The sequence below is a fragment of the Nonomuraea sp. B10E15 genome (assembly GCF_039871615.1).
Classification (GTDB): Bacteria; Actinomycetota; Actinomycetes; order Streptosporangiales; family Streptosporangiaceae; genus Nonomuraea.
Genome location: NZ_JBDPMB010000035.1, coordinates 1 through 20,878, shown reverse-complemented (window position 1 = coordinate 20,878; position 20,878 = coordinate 1). Strand labels below are relative to the sequence as shown.

19 protein-coding genes and 2 pseudogenes are annotated in these 20,878 nt (G+C 68.1%); 5 read left to right on the top strand and 16 right to left on the bottom strand.

Features of this window, described 5'->3' with window-relative positions; genetic code table 11:
* Window positions 1-10: 10 nt before the first annotated feature.
* Entirely contained in the window at window positions 11-460 is a 450-nt protein-coding gene (locus ABGB14_RS47020; RefSeq protein WP_347650398.1) for an Hsp20/alpha crystallin family protein, read from the bottom strand.
* 72 nt (window positions 461-532) lie between these two features.
* Window positions 533-3,145: an AAA family ATPase gene (locus ABGB14_RS47015; RefSeq protein WP_347650397.1), complete on the bottom strand. Its 2,613-nt coding sequence runs from the start codon at window positions 3,143-3,145 to the stop codon at window positions 533-535.
* Window positions 3,146-3,302: 157 nt separating this feature from the next.
* Between ABGB14_RS47015 and ABGB14_RS47010 the strand changes: the two are divergent.
* A pseudogene (locus ABGB14_RS47010) lies at window positions 3,303-3,730 on the top strand (DUF2267 domain-containing protein).
* On the opposite strand, the gene ABGB14_RS47005 reads toward ABGB14_RS47010, so the two are convergent.
* Window positions 3,727-3,978, bottom strand: a complete 252-nt coding sequence (locus tag ABGB14_RS47005; protein WP_347650396.1) for a hypothetical protein — start codon at window positions 3,976-3,978, stop codon at window positions 3,727-3,729. The pseudogene ABGB14_RS47010 and the gene ABGB14_RS47005 overlap by 4 nt on opposite strands.
* Window positions 3,979-4,057: 79 nt before the next feature.
* Between ABGB14_RS47005 and ABGB14_RS47000 the strand changes: the two genes are divergently transcribed.
* Entirely contained in the window at window positions 4,058-5,935 is a 1,878-nt protein-coding gene (locus ABGB14_RS47000; RefSeq protein WP_347650395.1) for an MFS transporter, read from the top strand.
* A 44-nt stretch (window positions 5,936-5,979) separates the two neighbouring features.
* On the top strand, window positions 5,980-6,984 hold the full coding sequence (gene ligD / locus ABGB14_RS46995) for a non-homologous end-joining DNA ligase (protein ID WP_347650394.1): 1,005 nt from the start codon (window positions 5,980-5,982) through the stop codon (window positions 6,982-6,984).
* A gap of 20 nt (window positions 6,985-7,004) precedes the next feature.
* Here the strand turns inward: ligD and ABGB14_RS46990 are convergent, their stop codons facing one another.
* The 3 genes from ABGB14_RS46990 to ABGB14_RS46980 all read right to left on the bottom strand — a co-directional run bounded on the left by ABGB14_RS46990 (window position 7,005) and on the right by ABGB14_RS46980 (window position 9,281).
* On the bottom strand, window positions 7,005-7,562 hold the full coding sequence (locus ABGB14_RS46990) for a phosphate-starvation-inducible PsiE family protein (RefSeq protein WP_347650393.1): 558 nt from the start codon (window positions 7,560-7,562) through the stop codon (window positions 7,005-7,007).
* A 574-nt stretch (window positions 7,563-8,136) separates the two neighbouring features.
* Window positions 8,137-8,955: a hypothetical protein gene (locus ABGB14_RS46985; RefSeq protein ID WP_347650392.1), complete on the bottom strand. Its 819-nt coding sequence runs from the start codon at window positions 8,953-8,955 to the stop codon at window positions 8,137-8,139.
* A gap of 71 nt (window positions 8,956-9,026) precedes the next feature.
* Complete coding sequence (locus tag ABGB14_RS46980) at window positions 9,027-9,281, bottom strand: hypothetical protein (protein WP_347650391.1); 255 nt, start codon at window positions 9,279-9,281, stop codon at window positions 9,027-9,029.
* A gap of 153 nt (window positions 9,282-9,434) precedes the next feature.
* On the opposite strand from ABGB14_RS46980, the pseudogene ABGB14_RS46975 reads away from it, so the two are divergent.
* Window positions 9,435-9,558, top strand: a pseudogene (locus tag ABGB14_RS46975) (IS5/IS1182 family transposase); the annotation flags it as partial.
* A gap of 250 nt (window positions 9,559-9,808) precedes the next feature.
* Here ABGB14_RS46975 and ABGB14_RS46970 read toward each other — a convergent pair.
* Window positions 9,809-10,012 carry a DUF397 domain-containing protein gene (locus ABGB14_RS46970; protein ID WP_347650390.1) on the bottom strand — a complete coding sequence of 68 codons (204 nt, stop codon included), beginning with the start codon at window positions 10,010-10,012 and terminating at the stop codon, window positions 9,809-9,811.
* Complete coding sequence (locus ABGB14_RS46965) at window positions 10,005-10,850, bottom strand: helix-turn-helix transcriptional regulator (protein ID WP_347650389.1); 846 nt, start codon at window positions 10,848-10,850, stop codon at window positions 10,005-10,007. Before ABGB14_RS46965 ends, ABGB14_RS46970 begins: the two co-directional genes overlap by 8 nt.
* 293 nt (window positions 10,851-11,143) lie before the next feature.
* Between ABGB14_RS46965 and ABGB14_RS46960 the strand changes: the two genes are divergently transcribed.
* Window positions 11,144-11,602 (top strand): ATP-binding protein, encoded by a 459-nt coding sequence (locus ABGB14_RS46960; protein WP_347650388.1) that lies wholly within the window; start codon window positions 11,144-11,146, stop codon window positions 11,600-11,602.
* A gap of 114 nt (window positions 11,603-11,716) precedes the next feature.
* On the opposite strand, the gene ABGB14_RS46955 is transcribed toward ABGB14_RS46960, so the two are convergent.
* The 8 genes from ABGB14_RS46955 to ABGB14_RS46920 all read right to left on the bottom strand — a co-directional run bounded on the left by ABGB14_RS46955 (window position 11,717) and on the right by ABGB14_RS46920 (window position 20,765).
* Window positions 11,717-13,657, bottom strand: coding sequence for a thiopeptide-type bacteriocin biosynthesis protein (locus ABGB14_RS46955; protein WP_347650387.1), 1,941 nt, complete (start codon window positions 13,655-13,657; stop codon window positions 11,717-11,719).
* A gap of 15 nt (window positions 13,658-13,672) precedes the next feature.
* Window positions 13,673-14,902: a lanthionine synthetase C family protein gene (locus ABGB14_RS46950; RefSeq protein ID WP_347650386.1), complete on the bottom strand. Its 1,230-nt coding sequence runs from the start codon at window positions 14,900-14,902 to the stop codon at window positions 13,673-13,675.
* Entirely contained in the window at window positions 14,899-18,030 is a 3,132-nt protein-coding gene (locus tag ABGB14_RS46945; RefSeq protein WP_347650385.1) for a lantibiotic dehydratase, read from the bottom strand. Before ABGB14_RS46945 ends, ABGB14_RS46950 begins: the two co-directional genes overlap by 4 nt.
* Window positions 18,031-18,052: 22 nt before the next feature.
* Window positions 18,053-18,256, bottom strand: coding sequence for an FxLD family lanthipeptide (locus ABGB14_RS46940; protein ID WP_347650384.1), 204 nt, complete (start codon window positions 18,254-18,256; stop codon window positions 18,053-18,055).
* A gap of 85 nt (window positions 18,257-18,341) precedes the next feature.
* Window positions 18,342-19,550, bottom strand: a complete 1,209-nt coding sequence (gene fxlM / locus ABGB14_RS46935; protein ID WP_347650383.1) for a methyltransferase, FxLD system — start codon at window positions 19,548-19,550, stop codon at window positions 18,342-18,344.
* A gap of 72 nt (window positions 19,551-19,622) precedes the next feature.
* The gene (locus ABGB14_RS46930; protein WP_347650382.1) at window positions 19,623-19,910 is read right to left on the bottom strand and encodes a hypothetical protein; all 288 of its coding nucleotides are present in this window, start codon (window positions 19,908-19,910) and stop codon (window positions 19,623-19,625) included.
* Between the two features lie 78 nt (window positions 19,911-19,988).
* Window positions 19,989-20,189, bottom strand: coding sequence for a hypothetical protein (locus ABGB14_RS46925; protein ID WP_347650381.1), 201 nt, complete (start codon window positions 20,187-20,189; stop codon window positions 19,989-19,991).
* Window positions 20,190-20,471: 282 nt separating this feature from the next.
* Complete coding sequence (locus ABGB14_RS46920) at window positions 20,472-20,765, bottom strand: hypothetical protein (protein WP_347650380.1); 294 nt, start codon at window positions 20,763-20,765, stop codon at window positions 20,472-20,474.
* Between the last annotated feature and the right edge of the window lie 113 nt (window positions 20,766-20,878).

Below are 20,878 nucleotides of genomic sequence, written 5' to 3'. Positions count from 1 at the left end.
CTCTCCCGCCTCAGGCGGTCACCTCGATGTGCCGGGGCTTGGCAGCCGCCGCCTTCGGAACGGTGATGGACAGCACGCCGTCGGACAGACGCGCCTCGACTCGTTCGGCGTCCACCTCCCCCGGGAGCAGCGTGCGCAGCTCGAACCTGCCGGTCCTGCGCGTCTCGCGGTGCCGCCGCTGACTCTCGTGCTTCTCGATCTGCCCGGTGACGATCAGTTCGCGCTCGGAGAGCTGGACGTCTATCTGGTCCTTCTTCACGCCGGGGACGTCGACCTCCACGACGTACGAGTCCTCGGTCTCCGAGATGTCGGCCGTGGGAGTCCACACGCCTGTGGGCCCGTCCTCGGCGAACTCTCCCAAGGCTGCGCTCATCAGCTGCCCCAGCCGGTCGTAGACGTCCTCGAACTCGCGCATCGGGTATGCTTCGCCGCCCCTGCGGCGCATTGCCAGCCGTGCCATCGGTCCCCCCTCCTGGGATGGGGGTTCGGGTTCAGTACTTACAGTTCTGACCCTTGTCCTCGCACTGGGCGGTCACATCCCCCATGGGTGTAGTTTCGGCGGCTCAGTTTCCCTCTCATCGTGCGACCCGTCGGGGCCGACACGTCCCTGCACCACCGCGAGACGTATGAGCTCGACGCGGGAGCCGATGGTCAGCTTGCGGTAGACATGCCGCAAATGGAACGCGACCGTATGGACGCTGAGGAACATTTGCTCGGCGATTTGCCGGTTGGTCCATCCGTCGACGGCGAGCAGCGCGACGGCGTCCTCGGTCTCCGTGAGGCTGTCCCAGCCGGAGGCGGGCCGCGGAGTGTTGTGCCAGTGGCGGCGGCGCACTCCCATGCCACGCAGCCTACGACGGACGCGTGCCGCGTCCCTGAAGGATCCGATGTCATGGTAGATCGTCAAGGCCTGATCGAAGCTGGTGACCGCCTCCTGCTGCTCCCCAGCGGCCTTCAGCAGCACGCCAAGGTCCTCCTCGGCCGAGGCCCGCGCCCATATGTCCTCGATGTGCTCGGCAGCCAGGGTGAGAGCCTCGCGATCTCCATCGAGCAGGCCCCGGGCGTGCGCGGCGGACGCGGCCAACATCGGGAATCCCCAGTTGGCGCGGCTGAGGGACTCCGCCATGCTGACGATCGACTCGGCCGTTGCACGGTCTCCCGCACCCACGGCGATCCGGACCATCCACGCACTCACCGTCGGATCCATGGCGAGCAGCGAAGACGGCTGCTGGAGCGGGCCGGAGGGATCCGTGAGCAAGGTCATCGCGCTCCGGGGGCCGTCGCGTGCCTCGGCGACCTGGGCTGCCAGCAGGGCGTGCCGCGCACGCGCTTCGCTCGATCCCTCAGCGGGGGCCACGACACGTCGCGTCGCTTCTCGCAGGTCGCCCCGCCGGAGAGCGACGGCGGCCAGCATGCCGCTGGCCACCTCGGCGGCCAGCGGCATGTGGTGGACGGCGGCGAGGCTCAGGGCTCTCCTCCCTTCGGAGACCGCACCGTCGAACCGGCCTGCGGCGAACTCGGCGCGAGCCTCCAATGCCGCGACGCCCGCCGCCCAGGCCAGATGGTCGTGAGCGAGTATGTCCATGCGTGCCTGCTGGAGCTTCGCCCGCGCCTCGTCGAGGCGGCGCACATCGATGAGCATCCCCGCGACGGTGAGACAGGGCTCATAGCGGCGTTCGTCCGGCCGGTCCTTGCCGGCCAGCCGGCAGGCGTCCTCGGCCAGGGCCACGGCGTTCGCGAGCCTGCCCTCGTCCCGTTCTATCGTGGCGAGGGCGGTCAGCGCGGCGACCGTGACTGCCGGACCGTGCCCGGATTCGCCGTCGATGATCTCACTTGCGTACGCCCGTGCGTAGTCGTCACGCAGGCGCGTCATGGCATACAGCCTCACGGCGGCCGCACGGTCGCGCACGTGCTGCCAACGCGTAGGGAGGGCCAGCACGCTGTCGGCCTCGTGGATCGCCTCGTCGCCCCTGCCGGTCCGGTACATGATGTCCGACAGCAGGCATCGTAGTTCCGCCACGCTCTGAGCGGAGCGATTGTCGGCGAGACGTTCCTGGACCATGCTCTCGGCCTCCTCCAGCCGCCCACCGGTGACCGCCGCGTGGACGACAGCGGCCGAAGCGGTGAAACGGGCGTCCGCCGGTTCCAGGTGTGTGAGAGCGGCGGACTGGCTCAGCAAGGCATCCCGTACTGGCGGAGGTATCCACGTGGCGGTGACGGCCCCGACCAGCCCGTAGCGGAAGGCGATCCCACGCCTGGTGACGTCGAGAATGCCCGCCGCCGTGGCTTCCTCGATGGTAGACAGCAACGCGGCCGGTGTGGTGCCGAGCAACGACGCTGCCTGCTCGATCGGCAGCGGCCCGCCCAGCACGGCGACCGTCTCCACCAGGCTTCTGGCCTCCCCGCCCAGGGCATCGGTCCAGCGTCGCACCACCGTTCGCAGCCTGGCGGGCAAATGGGCACGTGACATGGGACCACAGGACGCGTCGAGGCGGCCTTCGTCGCGCAGGCCGGCAAGCAATTCGATGGTCAGCAGTGGATTGCCCCCGGCACCGGCCACCAGCGCGCGCGTCGTCGGATCGGGTGGCCTCCCGAGCATGTCCGCTGCCAGCTCCGCGACGGCTTTCGGCGCGAGCGGCGCGAGCGTCACCCGCGCGGCGCCTTTCCGCTTCAGGAGGCCGAACAGGCAGGCGGCCCGGCCGTCGTTGTCAGCGGTCGAGCCGCTCAGCAACCAGCCGACGGGCCAGGTCGTCAGCCGATCATGTAGGACCTGAATGGTCTTCAGCGTCGCCGGTTCGGCCCGGTGCAGGTCGTCGAACACGGCCAGCACCGGCGCTCCGGTCCGCTCTTCGAAGCCCTTCGTCAGGCGGTCCAGCAGGTGCGCCGGTGAGTCGGCGGACGCTGCCTCGAACGGGAGGCCGAGGGCCTCCAGCAGGAAACCGCACGAAACGAGTTCGCCGAGTTCCTCCACGCTGCCGCGGATCACCCCGATGCCGTGGTGGGCAGCGGCGTCGGTGGCTTCGTGCAACAGCCTGCTCTTGCCCGCCCCGGGTTCACCGTCTACTAGTAGCGTGCCGGTCCCGCCTTGTCGCAGGGTGCCAAGCAACCCCTCAACCTGGCGCCATTCCCGTTCGCGTCCCCGCATCTCGTCCCCTTCACCGAGCCCTTTCCTGCGCCGGAGCGGCCAATCTCATGCCTGTCAAGATCTTTCACGCTCGGTGCACTACATGTCTTGGGGATGTGGTCGGGGACGGCTGGAGCCATGGTTGTAGTGCCGCAAGAGAACGGAAGGGGTGGGCGAGATGGCGGAGACCGGTTATGCGCCGTTCAACCGGACGGTGGACAAGACAAACCGGGTCCTGCGGGAGATCGAAGAGGCGCACGGTTGGTCTGCTGAGCACCGGAACCGGTCCTACGCCGCCCTCCGGGCGGTGCTTCACGCGCTGCGCGACCGGCTGTCGGTCGAGGAGAGCGCGCACCTCGCCGCCCAGCTGCCACTGCTGATCCGGGGTCTCTATTACGACGGCTGGCGCCCGGGCGCGGTTCCGTGAAGCTCGACCGCGAGGAGTTCCTCGACCGTGTGTCGAGTGGGGTGGACTTCGAACTCCAGGAGAGTACGGAAGATCTCGTCAAGACGGTGTTGCAGGCGCTCAGAAAGCACATCACCGACGGCGAGTGGGAGGACGTGAAATCCAGCATGCCGAAGGACCTGGCTTCGGTGCTGCCCTAGCGGTCACTCTTTCGCCGTTGACGCAGGGCGCGGATGAGCCGGAGCGGCAGGAGTCCCACCAGGGGGGCTCGCCTGCCGAGATCGTCCCGGTCCTCTTTGTCGAAGGCCTGGGCGTAGCGGCGGGCATCCTCGACGGAGGCGTACCGTTTGGCGCCGCCTGCCTCGCAGCCTCGCTGGCACTGCCAGCTCATCGTCTCCCGTTCGCTGGTGAACCGGAAGCGATGCCCGAGAACCCGACAGCGAAGCATGTAGCCCACCGTACAGCGCAGAACGGCCAGGGCTTCGCCGCCCCGCCATTCGTCGGTGTTACGTGAAGGAGTTCTGACCATGACCACATCGCGGCTTGGCACCGTTCGAACCGATATCCCCGCCCGCCTCGACCGCATGCCCTGGGCCGGATTCCACTGGAAGGTCGTCCTCGGGCTCGGAACCGTGTGGATCCTTGACGGACTGGAGGTGACGATCGTCGGCGCGGTCGCCTCCCGCATGACCGAACGTGGCAGCGGCATCGCCGTGAACACCGCCGACATCGGCACCGCGGCGGCCATCTACGTCGCCGGAGCGTGCATCGGGGCTCTCCTGTTCGGCCAGCTGACCGACCGCCTCGGCCGCAAGAAGATGTTCGTGGTCACGCTCGGGCTTTACATGGCCGCCACTGTGGCCACCGCCTTCGCCGTCCAGCCCTGGTACCTGTTCCTCCTGCGCTTCCTGACCGGGATGGGCATCGGCGGGGAGTACGCCGCAATCAACTCCGCCATCGACGAGCTCATCCCGGCGCGCAACCGCGGCCGGGTGGACCTCGCCATCAACGGCAGCTACTGGGTGGGCGCCGCCATCGGCAGCGTCGCCGCGCTCGCCTTCCTCAGCCCGCTGTTCTCGCCGAGCCTCGGCTGGCGGCTGGCCTTCGCCATTGGCGGCGTCATCGGGTTCGCGATCATGGTTACCCGCCGACATCTCCCGGAGAGTCCGCGCTGGCTGTTCATCCACGGGCACACCGAGGAGGCCGAACGGATCGTGAACCGGATCGAGGCGGAGGTCCGCGCGGAGACCGGTCAGGAGCTCCCGCCGCCCGGCTCCGCGATCACCGTCCGGCAGCGGAAGGCAATTCCCTTCCGCGAGATCACCCGGGTGGCCATGGAGCGCTATCCGCGCCGGATGATCCTCGGCATGGCTCTCTTCGTCGGCCAGGCGTTCCTGTACAACGCCGTCACGTTCGATCTCGGGACGTTGCTGAACGGCTTCTTCGGCGTGACGTCCGGCAACGTCCCGTACTTCATGGCCATTTTCGCACTTGGCAACTTCCTCGGTCCCCTTGTCATGGGGCGCTGGTTCGACACCGTCGGCCGCATTCCGATGATCGCCGGCACCTATCTGGTCTCCGCCGCCCTGACCGCCCTGATCGCCGTGCTGCTCATGAACAAGGCGCTGACCACAGGCTCGTTCATGACCCTGATCGCGCTGACCTTCTTCGTGGCCTCGGCGGGTGCGAGCTCCGCCTATCTCACAGTGAGCGAGGTCTTCCCGATGGAAACCAGGGCCCTGGCCATCGCCCTGTTCTTCGCGATCGGCACCGCCATCGGCGGCGTCACCGGGCCGGCCCTGTTCGGCCAGTTCATCCACAGTGGCAACGTGAGCCTGGTGGCGGTCGGGTTCTTCATCGGAGCGGTGGCCATGGCCACCGGCGGCATCGCCGAGTTGTTGTTCGGCGTCCGGGCCGAGCAGCAGTCGCTGGAGAACATCGCCCGCCCGCTGACGGCGGAGGAAGAAGAGATGGAGCCCGCCGAGCGCGAGTCCCTGCTCCGGGCCGAGAACGAGTATGGCCTGAGCATGGAGAGCAGGCGCGAGGCGGCGGAGCGCAGGGAGCGGGCCCGCTCGCGCAGCAAGCGACGGAGGACGCTGGAGAGCGCAGGGGCCCGACGCTTCCGCCCAGGTCCCGGGACCAGGCTGTCGTCGCCAGGCGCGATCGGCACCAGTGGGACGGCCAGCCGGCACGCCGCCATAGCCGAGGAAGCACTGGATCGGGAGATCGACGAGGTGGCTCACGCGCTGGAGCACCACGGCCCCGCGGATCGCGACACGCTCGCCGAGCGCGTCCGCGGCCGTACGTGGGGACCCGGCCGATTCCGCGCCGCCCTGCGCCAGGCAGTCCGCGAGGGACGGGCACAGGAGTTCTCCCCTGGCAAGTACGGCCCGCCGGAGAAGTGAGACCGGCTCAGTCCGCGTATCTCACCCGGCCTCGGTTGTCACAGATGCGTTCCGCACTTGGGTACGACCTCCTCATGGGGGACCTTCCGAAGTACTCACCGATGCTGGCGCGGCTTGGGCAGCTACCGCCGTCGGCACAGGACCAGCTGTTCGGCTACGAGATGAAATGGGACGGTGCACGGGCGCTCGGCTACGTCGATGGCGCCGCGCTCCGGCTGGTCTCACGCAACGGCCTCGACGTCACGGCCGCCTATCCGGAGCTCCGACCGCTCCCGACCGCCGTACGCGGCAGCGCCGTGCTCGACGGGGAGATCGTCGCACTCGACCACCGGGGCGTGCCGAGCTTCACCGCGCTACAACCGCGCATCCACCAGCGGGATCCGAGCAGAGTCGCGGCATTGGCTCGGTCGACTCCGGTTTCCTATCTGATCTTCGATGTTCTGCATGTGGACGACTCCCCTACCATCGACCTGCCGTACGCGGAACGCAGAGAACTGCTATCGGCGACCGTGGCGGCGGGAGAACGCTGGAACGTCCCGTCCCACAGCGTCGGCGACGGGGCCGCGGCATTCCGGCGGAGCCGCGAACGCCTGCTGGAAGGCGTGGTCGCCAAGCGGTTGGCATCGGCTTACTTGCCGGGACGGCGCAGCCGCGACTGGGTGAAGGTGAAGAACTTTCGCACCCAGGAGGTGATCGTGGGGGGTTGGAGACCAGGCGAGGGCAGACGCGCCGACACGATCGGATCGCTGCTCCTGGGCGTGTACGACGACGCGGGACGGCTGGTCTACGTGGGGCATGTAGGCACGGGCTTCACGGACGACATGCTGCGGGATCTCGTCGCCCGACTGGCGCCGTACGAGCGGCCGGACAGCCCGTTCGACGAGGAGCTGCCGCGCCCGCACGCGCGCGACGCGCGCTGGGTCGATCCCGCCCTGGTGGGCGAGGTGCAGTACACGGAGTGGACTGCAGACGGCCGTCTGCGGCATCCGAGCTGGCGCGGTCTTCGCCCGGACAAGCGGCCGGACCAGGTACGGAAGGAGGAAAGCTGACGGCGAGGATCGGACAGTTCTCATTCAGAAGCGCTGGAGTCGTCGCGCCCGACAGCGGACAGGGTGGACCGCCGCCGCGACCATCGCGCCAGCGCCAACGCCGCGACCAGTATGAAGGCGCTCCCTGCGTAGATGGCAAGCTCCGTGAGCTGCTGGCGGCTCTCTGCCGGGTTCACCGGGATGGTCAACCGGACGACCACCGACAAGATGTGCCGGATGATCGCGATGATGCCGACGATGATGAACGGTTCCAGCTGTAGGCGGCCGCCCCCCAGGTGGGTCTGCACCGTCACGAAGATCTCCAGCACAATCAGCACCAGGAGTAGCTCTTCCAGGATGATAATGATTTTCTCAGCGCCAGATGCCCCTCCTTGGACGATCGTGAGGGTCATCAGAGCGAGAATGCCGACGCCAAGAGCCAGCAGCGCGAACGACACCAGGTAGAGAATCCCATGCTCGGCAGCGACCAGCATCGCGAGCAGCCTGCTGTTCCCCGGCCTGCGGGCGACCTCGTGTGCCACGGCCTCGGCCGAAGATGAAGGCCCGGGCGCGCCTGATCTGTCCGTCGGGTCGTTCATGATCTGTACCTGGCATCGTGCTGTGTGTGCTGCGACCGTCGTACACGGTGACCAATACCCTCGGACAGGGACCCGTGAATCTCCCGGCCCGGTCCGGTGCCGTCCATCATCTGCCCAGCTCAGGCACACACTTGCAGCTGATCCCCGACAGCGGCGAGCCTGCTGAGCCAGTTCTCAGTGGGTCCGGCTTTTCACCCGCGCTGAGATTCCGTGTGCGCGGGGAGTTCCTCGGTCTCCCTCCTGCTGCCCTCGCGCTCGCGCCACTCGTCTGGGACCGCACGCACGGCTGATCTCCCTGGAGGCCACGGCCACCTCGGCCTTCCAGCCGGCGACCCGGCCAAGATCTATCATGCCGAGATATTGGACCTGATCGCCTTCCTGCGCCTCGAACCAGACCGAGCACAGGCCGCTTTGCTCTTGCTCGCCCTCCGCCAAGAGGACCTCCAGGACGACGACTGCGCCCTCATCGCCTGCCTGGCGTCGAGCTCGTGCTCCACCTCGCCCCGGGCAGGCATCACCTCCGACGGTTTCGACGTGGCGGTTCTCCTCGGGTTCGCTGTCCCGGAGGGCGAGCTCACGCCTGCTCTCGGTCTTCGTGATGACCGGCCTCGGTCGGCTCCTCAGGGTGGTAGCCGTAGGCGGCGGCACGTACGACGTCCTCGTTTTCCAGGGCCGCGCCGAGCGCGCCACCAACGACTGCCATGGAGGCGGCGAGCCACGACAGCAGCATGTAGTCGGCCGGGCCGACCGGATGCTTGAGCTCGCTCTCCAGGACATCGGGTGTGATCAGTGCCAGCCCTGCAAGCAAGACGATCAGAAACTGCGCCAGATACAGCGTGAGAATCCCGATCGTGACCGTGATTACGGTGGCCATATTGAACAGCATCACCTGCTCGCGGACCTCTTTGCCTCGGCTGCCGTCGGGACCGTTCTCCCACAGCCGGTGAACCAGAACGAGGGTGAAACCGATGGCCAGCAGCGAGCCCACCGTCAGAAGCGTGAGCCTGCCTGCTCCCATCCCGTCGGCGATTCGCCAAATGCCGGGAGAGGTGAGCACCAAGGCGCCCGTCCCCAGTGCGGCCACCAGAGCTCGCGACAGCCCGATCACCAGCTTCCAGGGTTGGTTGGCCCGGACCATACCGGCGAGCAGCCGGATGTTGCCCCGGGTCGCCGCGGTGACGAGCCGGAAGGTGCCTTGTTCCGGCTCGTCCGGCCGCCCGACGGGTGAGGTGAGCTTCTCCAGTCGCTGGCGCATCCGCAGGTTCCGGTCAATGTCGGCGGAGTGCGCACCGTCGCGGGTCACCTGCTCGTCGAGCACTCCTTCGACGATGCGCAGCACCGTCTCCTCCAAGCGCTCCTCGACGTCCACCGGCCCGAGGGCGGGCACCGACACCACGCCGACTCTGAGCGAGACGCTGACATGCGCGGTGACCGGTCTCCGCCCCACGTGCACGGGCAGATCGGTCAGGCAGATCGCCAGCAGCCATGCCTCGTGGAGCAGCCGTTCCGGGTCATCCGAACCACGTCCTCGCCGCTTCCCACCGGACCAGCCTGCACCGCCGTTTCCAGCTCGACCCGCCAGCAGTAACCGGGGAATCGCTCACCCAGCCGTACCGTCAGATTGCGGGACAGATTGCGTGCGAGCTCGGCCGTGAGGCCGGGAGCGGCCAGCATCCCCACGATCATCTCGTTTCGGATCCGTGGCTGGGATTCGGACATGGCACACACCTATCCCGCATCGCTTCGCATCAACCGATTTCGCAGGTCATGGGACCGTCACAACGCTTCCGGCAGCCACCGCTCCGCGTATCCGTGCTGAGGGACTGTCTGGGTGACGGCGTGCGCTGTGAAGCGCTGTGATTTGAGTGGAGGTGGGCGTTGATCGAGCCGGTACCCGCGGCGCGGAAGGCCGCAAGTACCGGTCGGTCAGCGGCCACGAGGGTTGCCGCCCAAGAGCGCGACGTACTACTACTTCAGCAGGTGGCGTGATGACGGCCCCGACAAGACGATCCATGACCTGCTGCGCGAGAAGAAGAAACTATCAGCCGACTCGAGCCTGGTCGTGCTTGACGTCCGGTTGTCGTCCAGGAGCCACTGGCCGCCAACCGCTATCTGCTTAAGATCGTAGATATGCCGCTTCGGCTGCGTTTTCATAGTCGGGCTGGCGTCTCCATGTTTTTGGGCACGCCGGAACCCAAAGCACGTTACAGGTGTCGAAGCTAAACGTTGCGCGTAGCGCCAGCGCGTTAGGCGTTATCGAACTCTCCGTCTTTCACCCCTGCCAGGAAAGCTGCCCACTCGGAGTCCGTAAAAATTAGCGCTGGCCCATGTGGGTTCTTGCTGTCGCGGACGGCGATGATGCCGGGGAGGTTGCGTGCTACTTCGACGCAGTTGTTTCCGCCGCCGCTGCGGCTGCTTTTGACCCAGATAGCCTGCGAAAGATCAACCATGGCAGAGGGCTTCCTTGATCTCGTTGATCATCTGGAGGGAGTCGTCTGAGGGCAGTGCGGCCTTTTGGATGCGTTCGAAGATGAGCTTACAGCGGTCGACCTGCTCTGTGCTTTCGACGTATATGTCGCCTGCGGTGCCTTCCACGTAGGCCACGTCGGGGTCGATCTCCTCGGCGAAGCTGAGCAGGGTGAAGGTTCCTTCCAATCCGGCGTGGGCCCCTGCTTCGTAAGGGAGGACGTGGATCGTGACGTTGGGGCGCCGGCTGGCGATCAGGAGTGCTTCGAGTTGCTCGTACATCACTTGCGGGCCGCCGACCGGGCGGCGTAGGACGGCTTCGTCGAGTATCGCGCACAGTTCGGGGGCATTGGGTCTGCTGAGCAGGGTGCGTCGCGCCATGCGGGCCATGACCCGGCGTTGCACGTCATCGCCGGGGCGGAGAGTGCTGATCACCGTTCGGGCGTAGTCCTCCGTCTGGAGGAGTCCGGGGACGAGTTGTGCCTCCCACTGGCGGATCAGGTGGGCCTCGTCTTCGAGGCCGATGTAGGAGCCGGTGAAGACGTCGGCGTAGGCCGTCCACCAGCCGCGTTGCCGGACGTCCTTCGCCAGTTGGATCAGTCCGGCTCGGACGTCGAACCCTACGCCGTAGAGGTCGCAGACGGAGGCGACATCTTTGGGGCTTGCCATCGTCCGGCCTGTTTCGATGCGACTGACCTTGCTGCGGCTCCATCCGAGTTGGGCGGCGGCAGCTTCGGGCGTCAATCCTCTTTCTTCGCGCGTTTTGCGTAGTTCGCGCGCGAGACGTCGGAGTCTCACGGTAGGGCTGTGGGGCGGTGGCATGGGGGCAGTGTGCCAGACCGTCAATCGACATCACTATCTCATTGCTTGAATCACTCCGAATCTGCACTGTGCATTGACAGGATGAACAGTGTAACTGCATGATGACTTTGCGTAATTAACAGTAACCTGTGCGTCTACATGGTGCACCGATTGACGCGACGTGTCCGGGCGCAAGGTTGCACAGCGCCGCAGACGAAAGGTCGGGCCGTGGAAACAAAGTGGACATTCGGGGTAAATCGAGAACAACAGTACAGCTATTCAGTCGGGCCTGTCGCGCGTACCCGGTCGGTCCGGTGAATGGCGAATTCCTCGGCGAAATGGTGCTGCCGGGGATGGCCCGCTCAGTGCCGCTGCTCCGGCGTTTCGTGGGAGACGCGCTCACAGCTGCGCACCACCAGTGCGTCGACGGCGCCCAGCTCGTGACGAGCGAGTTGGTGACGAACGCGGTGGTCCACAGCCGGTCGGGATGGCCTGGAGGTCTGGTCACCGCCGACGTGATCGCGATCGGCGAGGGCCTGGCCCGTATCGAGGTGACCGATGAAGGGGGCACAACCCTTCCTCGCCCTCGTAATCCCGATGATGGCGATTGTCATGGACGGGGCCTGCGTCTCGTCGAACAACTGGCGCAGCAGTGGGGCGTACGCCTGGATGCTCGCGGATGGAAGACCGTGTGGGCCAACGTGCCCACGACGGAGGACGCGCCGATCGGGCCGGCGGACATGTCGTCGTACATGGATGAGCTGTTGCCATGAACCCCGGAAGAGGAGGACACCGGGGCCAAGGTCTCCTGGCGAAGATGGAGGGGGAGGGCGATGCGCGTCTTATTACGGTCATAGCTGACGTTCGGGTCCCCTCGTGGGCAACGGCTACGGACGGGATGCGGGTAGGCTCTGTCCTAGTGCCTTCTCGCACCGTTCCACGGCGGCGAGGAGATCGGCCATCGCCGGGTCAGGGATCGTCCCAGCCCCGAGCCCGGCGGCGTGCACGGCGGCGATCAGTGCCTCCTCAGCGACGGAGGGCAACGCCGGGTGCCCAGCATGTGCGAGGACTTCCCGAGCGGCGTATCCGTCCCCAGAGGCGAGGACGTTGCCGATCAGGGAGGAGAACAAGTGGTCGGCCGAAGGCCCATCGATATCGGCGGCCAGATCGAAAAGGGTCAGGCCGAGGCGCGTTCGGAAGACCAGCAGCCCCGGCGCCCGGTCGAGTTCCAAATAACGGCGTCGAACTGCGGCGAGCGTTTCGCCGGGCGAGCGTCCGGACGCACGGTTACATAGCGCGTCCAGGCACCCTGCGACCGCGTGTTCCCACGGCTGCTCGGGTGCGCTGTCTGCGACAAGCCCCATGGCAGTGTCGGTGTCTCCGGCGAGGCAGTGAGCGATGATGGTGGCCTGCCGGCCGTCCAGGAGCCTTCGGCCGACGCCGCGGTAGCGCTGTGCGTGGGCGACCGCCTGGTCCCACTGGTCCGCGCTGATGAGCGCCCGGATGCCCTCGTTCAGGAAGACACCCCACAGCCACGTGCGGACCGTGTGGAGTTCGGCGTCGGTTCGGGTGAGGCCGTCGAACGGGATATGGCGGCCGTCGATGTCGGCTGTGCCCGCGCTGCTGACGGCGTGGAAGAGGTCGTACAGCAGGAGGTAGCCGCGGGCGCCATCGTGCTCGCGGATGGCCAGCCGGGCGAGGTTGACGAGCGGCTCCAGAGCCGAGCGTGCCCGGGATGCGTCCAGCGGCCATGCGGGCAGGTAGGCGGAGAAGTGTCGCCAGCACAGGGAACGGGCAAGAGCGGAGACACCGCAGTCGCTGGCGATCAGCGCCGACTTGTTCAGCGTCTCGGCAGCGAGGGTGAGGTGGCCGGCCTCCGTGCCGTGGGCGGCCTCATCGCTGAGGGTGCGTAGCTCGGCGATGCGTGTCCTGAGGGGCAGGCACGCCGGGCGGGGTCGCGCGATCAGGGGGAAGCGTTGCGCGACCTGCTGCAGCGAGGGGGTCATGTCTTCTGCTCCTTGAGTCCTCGGACTCGGTGCGCGTCCGAAAACGACGTCTCTGGTGGTGTGGGCTAGTACGGCCTGGCTGGCGTAGGGCATGCCGAGCCGGTTCCACGCGAAGATGATGTGGTGGGCGAGGACGGCACGCAGGCCGCGGCGTAATAGCCCCTTGGCGGACAGAGCAGCCAGTTCACGGCCGGTTGTCTCGTAAGCGGCTGACCACTGGTCGGCGAAGGTGAGGAGTTCCCGGCTGCGCATCAGAGGCCGGGTGTCCACGCTGATCAGCCGCCGCAGGTCGACCTCCAGCGCCTGTCGCCGCTCTGGGGAGAGAGGGTCGGGGAGGTCGCGGTGGTCGGCTACCCGCGCCCACACGTCGCCCTGCTCGTACCAGTCCAGCCCTGCTGAGCGCAGCAAGGTGGTGCACAGCAGGATCGACAGTTCGCGGCGGTGCTTCACGCCTGGATGGCTGGCGAAGTAGGCGAGCAGGTGTCGGCTGTCGAGGTGGAACAGGTCATGGGCGCACGTCATGGCGTCGGCACCGCCGAAGGCGTGCGGTTCGGCCTCGTAGATGACCTCGGTCGCGGTGTTGATGTGACCTTGCCGGATGAGGTTGTCCAGCTGACCCTGTAGGTGCGTCTGCGTCTGATCGCAGGTAGGGAAGTAGCGGATGCGCCAGCAGGGCGGTTTGCGCATGAAGAACCATGCGGTGATGAGTCGTTCGTCTTCGGCCCCAGCAAGCAGCGGGGCGAGATGGGTCACGGCGTTGTGTTCGGCTTCAGCCCAATCGTGGAAGGTGACGTTGACTTGCCGCCACGGGCGAGCGTCCATGCGGTCGACTCCAAGTCAGCCCAAGAGCAGGAAAGTGTCCCAGCCCGACACCACGGTGCCGGTGGCGAAGGAGTGCAGCGCGAGCGCGGCCCCGGCGGCGCCGTCGAGAAGTTCCAGCGTTGCGGGGCGGGCGAGTTGCGCGGCGAGCCGGGCGGCTACGTGCGGGAGTTCGTCGCCGAGCTGGGGAGTGCGGGCGTCGGAGGCCATCCGCCAAGCGGAGTGGAGCAGTCCAGCCGTGCCATGGCACAGGCCGATCTCCGGGAGGCGATCAAGTTGGGCGGGATCGCGCAGGGTGGCGAGCATCGCCTCTTCGGCGGCCTTCTGCCGCCTCTCGTCGGCGAGCGCCAGGCCGGCCAGCTGGTGGGCGCGAGCCGTGCCGCTGATCCCGTAGCACCACGACGGCCGGGGGCGCTGCGAGGGGTCGGTGCGTTGCTCGCGTACCTGTTCGATGGTGATCACACCGGGCCACCACGCGGCTGCGTTGTCCTGCTGTCGCCAGGTGTCGGTCCAGACGCAGATGCGTTCGATCGCCTCTTTCGCGCCGGCCACGCCGACGTTGCGGATCACAGCCAGGGACAGCAGAGCCAGCGCCGAGCAGATGCCGTGGGACATGCCCAGGTTGCCATGCCCGTGTGGGTAGTCCGAGCTGGGCTCCCCATTGGGCGCGACGGTCGTCCACCATGGGGGCAGCTCGCCGCCTGCGTGCAGTGGCTCGGTCAGGCGCACCAGGTAGGACAGCACGTCGGCTGTGATCGGGTGGTCCGAGTGGCGGCTGAGGTGGTAGGCGCCCAGGCCGGCCAGCCCGCGAACCAGGTCGAACTCCTTCATTTCGGGTTGCTCGCTGCGGACGATGCGCGTGTGCGCTGCGGTCAGGCGGATGCGGGTTATCGACGTGACCGCGTCGTCCAGGCGCTCCAGCGCTCGCTGGTAGCGGCCTGTGGTGCCCGCGGCCGTGTACATGGTGAAGGCCAGCGCGGGAGCGCCGAAGAACAGGTTCGCGTTCGCCGCCTTCGTCAGCGCGCCGGAGGCGGCCACTTCAAGCCAGGCGTGCGCGATCTCTGGGTCACCGTGCCCGGAGCGGGCACGCTCGATGTGCAGCAGGGCGATCCCCGCCGCTCCCGCCCACAACGACTGCGGCCAGACCAGGCCGTCGCCTGGCGGCTGGGCGGTCCACGGCTGCGGATCGGCCAGCGACGTGGCAATGACATCGGCTACGGCGAGAGCGGTTCTGTGTGACTTGTTCATGACCTGCTCCTCTTGGGACGTGCGGTCCAGCTCAAGGCGGCGGCGCGGGCCAGGTGCAGGCACGCCCGCTCGCTGGCCGGCGACGTGCCGGCCATGCGGACGTGGTGCAGGTGCAGCAGATCGGGCAGCACGGCAGCCGGGGGAATCGTGCCCGCCTCCTCGAGTGCGCGGCGGTAGGAGGCGAGTGTCTTCCGGCGGCGCGCCCACCAGGAGACGATCTGCTCGCCTTCCGGACAGGCGGCCAGGGCCCGGTGATCGTCGGGTCGGGCCAGGCGTACGGCCTGGTCGTAGATAGCGCGGTCGGGCGCGGAAGCGTCGGCTTGGGCATGGCTGATCAGCCATCGCATCGCCGTTACGTGGTCGCCGAGGAAGGCGGAGGCGATGTCGAGCAGGCTGGCGGCGGTCAGGGCGTGCAGGTGGGGCCCTTTCCGAGCAATGATCGCGGTCAGTTGGGCGACGACAGTGGCCGAGTCGGCGGCGAAGTAGGCCTCGGCCGCGTTCATGGCGGAGTCGCCGCCGAAGCGGGCGGTCTCCGGGAAGTAGGTGTCCCACTGCACGCGCGACGTCAGCCCGGCCTGGCGCACCTGCGCGCTCCACGCGGTGACCTCGGCAGCAGCGTCGGCGGACGTGTGGTCAGGCACGGCGAGGCGGATACGGAGATGGTGGTCGGGGTCGTGGTAGCGCAGGAACCACCACCGCGCTTCGCTGCTGAGCGTTTCCACCAGGCGTGGAAGGTGGCGGATGAGGATGGCGTCGTGCCGGTCGGGGTGGCAGTACAGCTTGAGCGACAGCCGCCCATTCTGACCCGGTAGGAGACCGTGGTCGCGGAAGGTCACCTCGTTCGGGAGCCGGGGCGGTTCGGCAGGCTGGCCGGTCGCGGCGAGAGGGATCACGACCTCGTGGGCGCGCCCGCCGATCCACCCTGCCGCGTTCGCGTCGGAGGCGACGCGCAGCACCGCCGTGCCGGTGCGGTCGACCTGGGCGCGCAACAGGGCGCGGTGCGCAGGCTCGCAGAGGTCGAGCTGCAGATGCTGGTCGCCGCCCCCGAGACTGACCGTTTCCGGCAGCGCCACCATCTCCCGCCAGGCGGTCAAGGCGTTGTCCCATTCTCTCCAGTCGGCCGAAGGCGCGGGCAGGTCGGCTGCGGTGAGCCGCCACCGGGCGGGGGAGATGATCGTGCGCCGGTAGCGCAGCGCGGGGACGAACGGCAGCGCGGATGCGGGGCCCCAATCGAAGCCTGTGCACGGGGCCTGGAGGGCGTGTGGCGCTTCGAGGATGAACCGCACCAGCGGGTGCGTGTGCTGGATCAGGTTGACCGCGTTGAGAATCACCGGCTCGACGGTGCGGCGACGCGACAGTGACACCAGGTAGATGCCGTGCAGGTCGGCGGTGACAGCGAGGTCATCCAGCGCGAGCACGTGCGCGCCGCCGGGATGGTCGCCGACCGGTAACACCTGCGGCAGCACTCGGGGGGCGCGGGCGACGTTGTCGGTGCCGATGTACGGGGCGGGCGCCGACACCTGGACGGCGAGCGCGTCCCGGGTGCTCGTGGGCACGCCCGCGTACAGGGTGCTCATCCGCTGCCGATGCTCGTCATCGAACATGTCGAGGAACCGGCCGGTGATGGTTCCCGCGGCGCGTGACGCCCCGACGATGGTGAGCGTGAACCGGCCCTCGGCCAACGCGGTGGGGCTGGGTGCGTCGATCCGCATGGTCAGGTCCGAGGAGGGTTGAACCGGCGCGTCGGGGGCCACCCCGCCGAGGTCGGCAATCATGGTGTCGTCGAGCAGGATCTCGTGCTGGCGGCGCATCGCGGCGTTGTGCGCGAGCGCCAGCAGCTTGCGGTCGCCGTCCGTCAACGCCTCTTCGGGTACGCGGTCGCCGTCGTCGTAACCGGCCGGGTAGCCGAGCCCGATGGTGGCGTCGACCACGTCTCGGAGTGGGACCAGGGCGCGCAGCCCGTAGCGGTCCAGGAACCGTTGATGCCAGGTCATCCAGCCCGTGCTGAGGGCAGGGCGGAGGGCAAGGCGGACGAGCGCGGTCGCCGCCATGGCGGCCTCTGCCGCCACAGCGGCTGGAACTGTCACCTGCGCGTCCAGGCGCAGATCGACCGCGAGCGGCGGGCGCTTGGTGCGGTGGATGGCTGCCATCGCGGCCACCGCACGCGCCCGATGATCGGCCGCCGCAGCGGAGGATACACGGTCGAGCTCGTCAGTGACATCGCGCAGACATTTGACGACGTCGGCCACCTCGCCGATCTCGTCCGCGTTCACCGCGTCCAGCTCACGCAGGAGGCACCGGAGCGGATCGCAGGCCGTCATGGGTGGGCGCAGGCTGGTGAGCAGGAGGCGTTGCGCCACCAGCTCGGCCACGAGCGTGTCGATCGTGCTCTCGGGAGTTCGGGTGAAGGCGGCCGACAGCCCGTCCGTCAGATCCGCGACCGGGAGCGGAACACGCGCCAGCCGGAGCGCTACCCGTACGGGGGCGGTGGCGCGCACGCTCACATGCCCTGGGGCGCCACCCGCTTCAGGGCTGGCGCGGTGTTCGAGCACCAGGCGGCCGTCCCGCTCGAACGCGAGGTTGTTGGCGACCACGGTCAAGCGTCGCCGGAGCGCTGTCTCGCCTTCAAGCTGCTGAACGACCGCGGCGAGCCATTCGGCTGTGACACGGGCTGTCGGACGGTGCGCGTCCCCGATGCGCGCCGCAGGCAGATCGGTTGCGGCGCTGATGCGAGCCGGAGCGACCCCGGCGAACAGGCCGAACGGTGTCGCGCGGCCAGAGGCGCGCAGCAGGTAGCGCATCACGGACAGCACTGCGCGGCGCACACTCTGATCAGAGATCGGCTCTCCGGAGCAGATCTCGCATACGCGCCGTGCCAGATCCGGGCTGGCCTGCTCCACGGCCGCCGCGAAACCGGGCGTCTGCCACGTACGTGCCAGCCAGGTTCTCCATGAGGCGCTGTTCGCGCCCTGGTGGGTCAGGTCGGGCCATGACGCGACCTGCTGGTGTGGCGGCCAGGCGGGGGCCCGCAACACGGCGGCATCGAGGTATCGGTACATGATCCGCTCTCGTGGCTGGAGGGTGGCCCGGCCGGACGGTGACTCGCGCCGGCCGGGCGCTCGGGTCATCAGGTGACGGGGATCTGGGTGCTCACTTGCAGCTGACGCACGCTGTTCCGCAGGTCGAGTTGCATCCGTCGTCGGTCATGCGGATGAGTTGTTCGGCGGCCACACCGGACTCGACGATGGACACGTCCAGGTCGGCGAGCCAGTCGGCGTCCCAGCCGTCGGTGTCTTTGCCTTCCGGTTCGGACGGTGCGAGCGTTGCCGTACTTCCGGGAGCGTGGGTGGTCATGACGGTTCCTCCTTTGTTGGGGTGGGCGGGATTCCCCGGTGCTCGCCAGGGAAGATCGGCCGATCTCCCCTGGGAGCCCGGCGGTCTAAGGCCAGGTGACGACGACGGTCCCGTGCCGCTTCGCCACCACTCCTGGGGAGGGGGCCGGCGGGTCGGAGGGCTTGGGGATGTACCGGATGGACGCGGCGCCGCGGCGGTGGTGCTTGTCCGCCCACCGGCGCAGCAGCTCCGCGTAGCGGGCGGCGAGGTTCTCGGCCGCCGGCCCGTGGGCGTAGACGCCGCTCTCGTATCCGCTGCTCATGTCGGCGTTCGGTCGTGCGGCCCGGTAGGCGAAGCTGTCGCCGCTGATCAGGACGGGCACGCCCTTGAGTGTCGAGGGTGCGAGCAGTTCCTGGTCGACGATCGTCTGGTCGGCATACAGCAGTGCCATGTCCGGGTCGTTCGTGAGCAGGAACAGCATCTGCTCGTCGGGCATGTCGAACACGGCGTCGGACCAGCGTTCGATCCTCGGCAGATGCAACGCCCTGCGCAACGCCTCCGCGTCAACGCTGAGGCTCTCGTCGTCGAGGCACACCATCACGCCGTTGTCGATCGTGATGGTCCGCTCGGTGTGGGAGCCGGCCCCCTGGACTGGTACGAAGGAGCACAACCCGTAGGCGCGGCTGACGAGGCCGGACCTGCCACGGTCGAAGACGATCCAGCGGGTCGTCCCTTTGAATCTGAGCGGGACGACGATCCGGCCGTCGTCGGCGAGCTGCTCCAGCCATGCGGGTGGGATGTCCCAGAATCCTGCCGTGCCGATCACTCTGTCGAATGGGTCGGCTCCGGGAACGCCTTGCTCCGCATCGCCCAGCATCACGTTCACGTGGTGGTAGCCCGCTTCGTCGAGGAAGGTACGGGCCCGAGCGACGATGTCGGGGTCGATGTCCACTGTGGTGACGTGTCCGCGCTTACCGACGAGCTCGGCCGCCAAGGCCGCGTTGTAGCCGCCGCTTCCGTATTCGATGACACGCATGCCGGGTTCGATCTCGGCCGCTTCCAACATGGTGGCTTGGAGATGGGCGGCGGAGACGACGCTGAGATGCCTGCCGCCGTTGGGGCCGGCCTTGACGAGTGGCGCGTGGTCCGGGGCGTAGGCGGTTTGCAGCGTCTCGCCCGGCGTGAACACGTGACGCGGCACCGTGGCGACGGCCGCCGCCACGGCCTCGGACCGGATGGCCCCCTGATCGCGCAGTTCGCGCACCATGGCGTCACGTAGCTCGGCGGCGTCCTGGACGTCGTTGTCGGTGGTCACGGGCAGGTCTCCTCTTGTCGGTTGTGATGGGCAACTGGTCGATGATTGCTGCGGGCGCATTCGCAGTGCCGGTTAGCCGCGCTGACCCTCGTCCTGAAGGAAGGTGTCGGGCTCTGGCCTCTCCCCGCGGCGCAGATGCTCGTCGCGGTGACGCTCGGCCAGAGTGATGTAGAGGTCCATCGCCTGCCGGTGGAGGCCGCGGCCGGTCTCCTCGTAGCCGCCGTCGCCGGTGGAGCGCAGTACGAAGAAGTGGCCGCCCTCGGAGGCGAGTTCGAAGGCTCCGCAGCAGGACGTGTAGCTGATGCGGAGGGTGCCGCCGGTGGGGTTGTACGTCTCCCACACGAAGCTGGAGGGCTCCACCGCGGATTCCGCGGCGTGTGTTGGATCGCGTTGGCCACCTGCGTCGGACGTGGGAAGACGGCGCCTCGTCATGGCTGGCTACCTTCGCGGGGTAGAACGGTGCGCGCTCGGCCGGGCGGACACCAGTGGAAGGTCCGGTATGCGCCAGCCGGGCGGCGCCACCCGGTCCATCAGCATGAGGAGCTGGCTGCGGACGGCGGCCCGGCACATGATGCCGCCCGGAGGGCAGTGGCCCCGGTAGTAGGCGACGAACGCTCGTCCGTGGAGGGAATACTCCACGTGGAACCATCCACGGGCGGTCTGCTCCAATTCCTGGACGTCTTTGCGTGCTGACTCGTCAGCGGCGGCTTCAACTTCGCGCGCCAACATCGGTATCTCCTTGGGCTTGGGTGGTGGTGGCGCAGGCCGGAGCCGCTGCGGAGGCTCCGGCCTGCGCCGAAGGTGCGGGGCGGCGGGGACGACGACACCGGGCACACCCCGCACGTGGGCGCGGCACAGCACAGCCTTCCCGGGTGGGGCCGCACTGGTACGGGTTGCCGCGCCGGCATCGTCGGCTCCTGGTCAGAGCCTGGTCAGCAGGTGCGCCAGCCATGTGCGCCCGACACGGGCCAGGCGCATCTCCTCTGGGCGGCGGACCTCGTCTCCGTGCTCGGCCCGGTGCAGCCGGACCAGCGTCCACAGCGCGGTCAGTCCGGCCACCTGAACGGCAGGCAGTTCTTTCCACGCGGGGATGCCCGCCAGCAGCGCTTCGGTGTGCTCGACGCTGTGCCCCGCCTCGACGAAATAGGGGGCGAGGAACACCAGATCCACCCCGGCGGCGCCCTTACACGCGTGCGACCAGTGGGCTAATTCCATCCTGAAATCGCAGGTCACGCCCCTTGCCTGAGCTCGTTTGGCGGTGTTCGGGCAGGTGACGGTGCCTGATCATGGCGGGTGATCGTCTGTCACCGGGTGATTTCGCTGTGGGT

What these genes read in the sequence shown, in the direction of transcription:
- ABGB14_RS46955 (WP_347650387.1), bottom strand. Translation starts at nt 13,657, where the DNA reads ATGGACGCTCGCCCGTGGCGGCAAGTCAACGTCACCTTCCACGATTGG.
- ABGB14_RS46950 (WP_347650386.1), bottom strand. Translation starts at nt 14,902, where the DNA reads ATGAACAAGTCACACAGAACCGCTCTCGCCGTAGCCGATGTCATTGCC.
- ligD (WP_347650394.1), top strand. Translation starts at nt 5,980, where the DNA reads ATGCGTTCCGCACTTGGGTACGACCTCCTCATGGGGGACCTTCCGAAG.
- ABGB14_RS47020 (WP_347650398.1), bottom strand. Translation starts at nt 460, where the DNA reads ATGGCACGGCTGGCAATGCGCCGCAGGGGCGGCGAAGCATACCCGATG.
- ABGB14_RS46940 (WP_347650384.1), bottom strand. Translation starts at nt 18,256, where the DNA reads ATGACCACCCACGCTCCCGGAAGTACGGCAACGCTCGCACCGTCCGAA.
- ABGB14_RS47015 (WP_347650397.1), bottom strand. Translation starts at nt 3,145, where the DNA reads ATGCGGGGACGCGAACGGGAATGGCGCCAGGTTGAGGGGTTGCTTGGC.
- ABGB14_RS46970 (WP_347650390.1), bottom strand. Translation starts at nt 10,012, where the DNA reads ATGGTTGATCTTTCGCAGGCTATCTGGGTCAAAAGCAGCCGCAGCGGC.
- ABGB14_RS46980 (WP_347650391.1), bottom strand. Translation starts at nt 9,281, where the DNA reads ATGTCCGAATCCCAGCCACGGATCCGAAACGAGATGATCGTGGGGATG.
- ABGB14_RS46990 (WP_347650393.1), bottom strand. Translation starts at nt 7,562, where the DNA reads ATGAACGACCCGACGGACAGATCAGGCGCGCCCGGGCCTTCATCTTCG.
- ABGB14_RS46965 (WP_347650389.1), bottom strand. Translation starts at nt 10,850, where the DNA reads ATGCCACCGCCCCACAGCCCTACCGTGAGACTCCGACGTCTCGCGCGC.
- ABGB14_RS47000 (WP_347650395.1), top strand. Translation starts at nt 4,058, where the DNA reads ATGACCACATCGCGGCTTGGCACCGTTCGAACCGATATCCCCGCCCGC.
- ABGB14_RS47005 (WP_347650396.1), bottom strand. Translation starts at nt 3,978, where the DNA reads ATGCTTCGCTGTCGGGTTCTCGGGCATCGCTTCCGGTTCACCAGCGAA.
- ABGB14_RS46920 (WP_347650380.1), bottom strand. Translation starts at nt 20,765, where the DNA reads ATGGAATTAGCCCACTGGTCGCACGCGTGTAAGGGCGCCGCCGGGGTG.
- ABGB14_RS46945 (WP_347650385.1), bottom strand. Translation starts at nt 18,030, where the DNA reads ATGACCCGAGCGCCCGGCCGGCGCGAGTCACCGTCCGGCCGGGCCACC.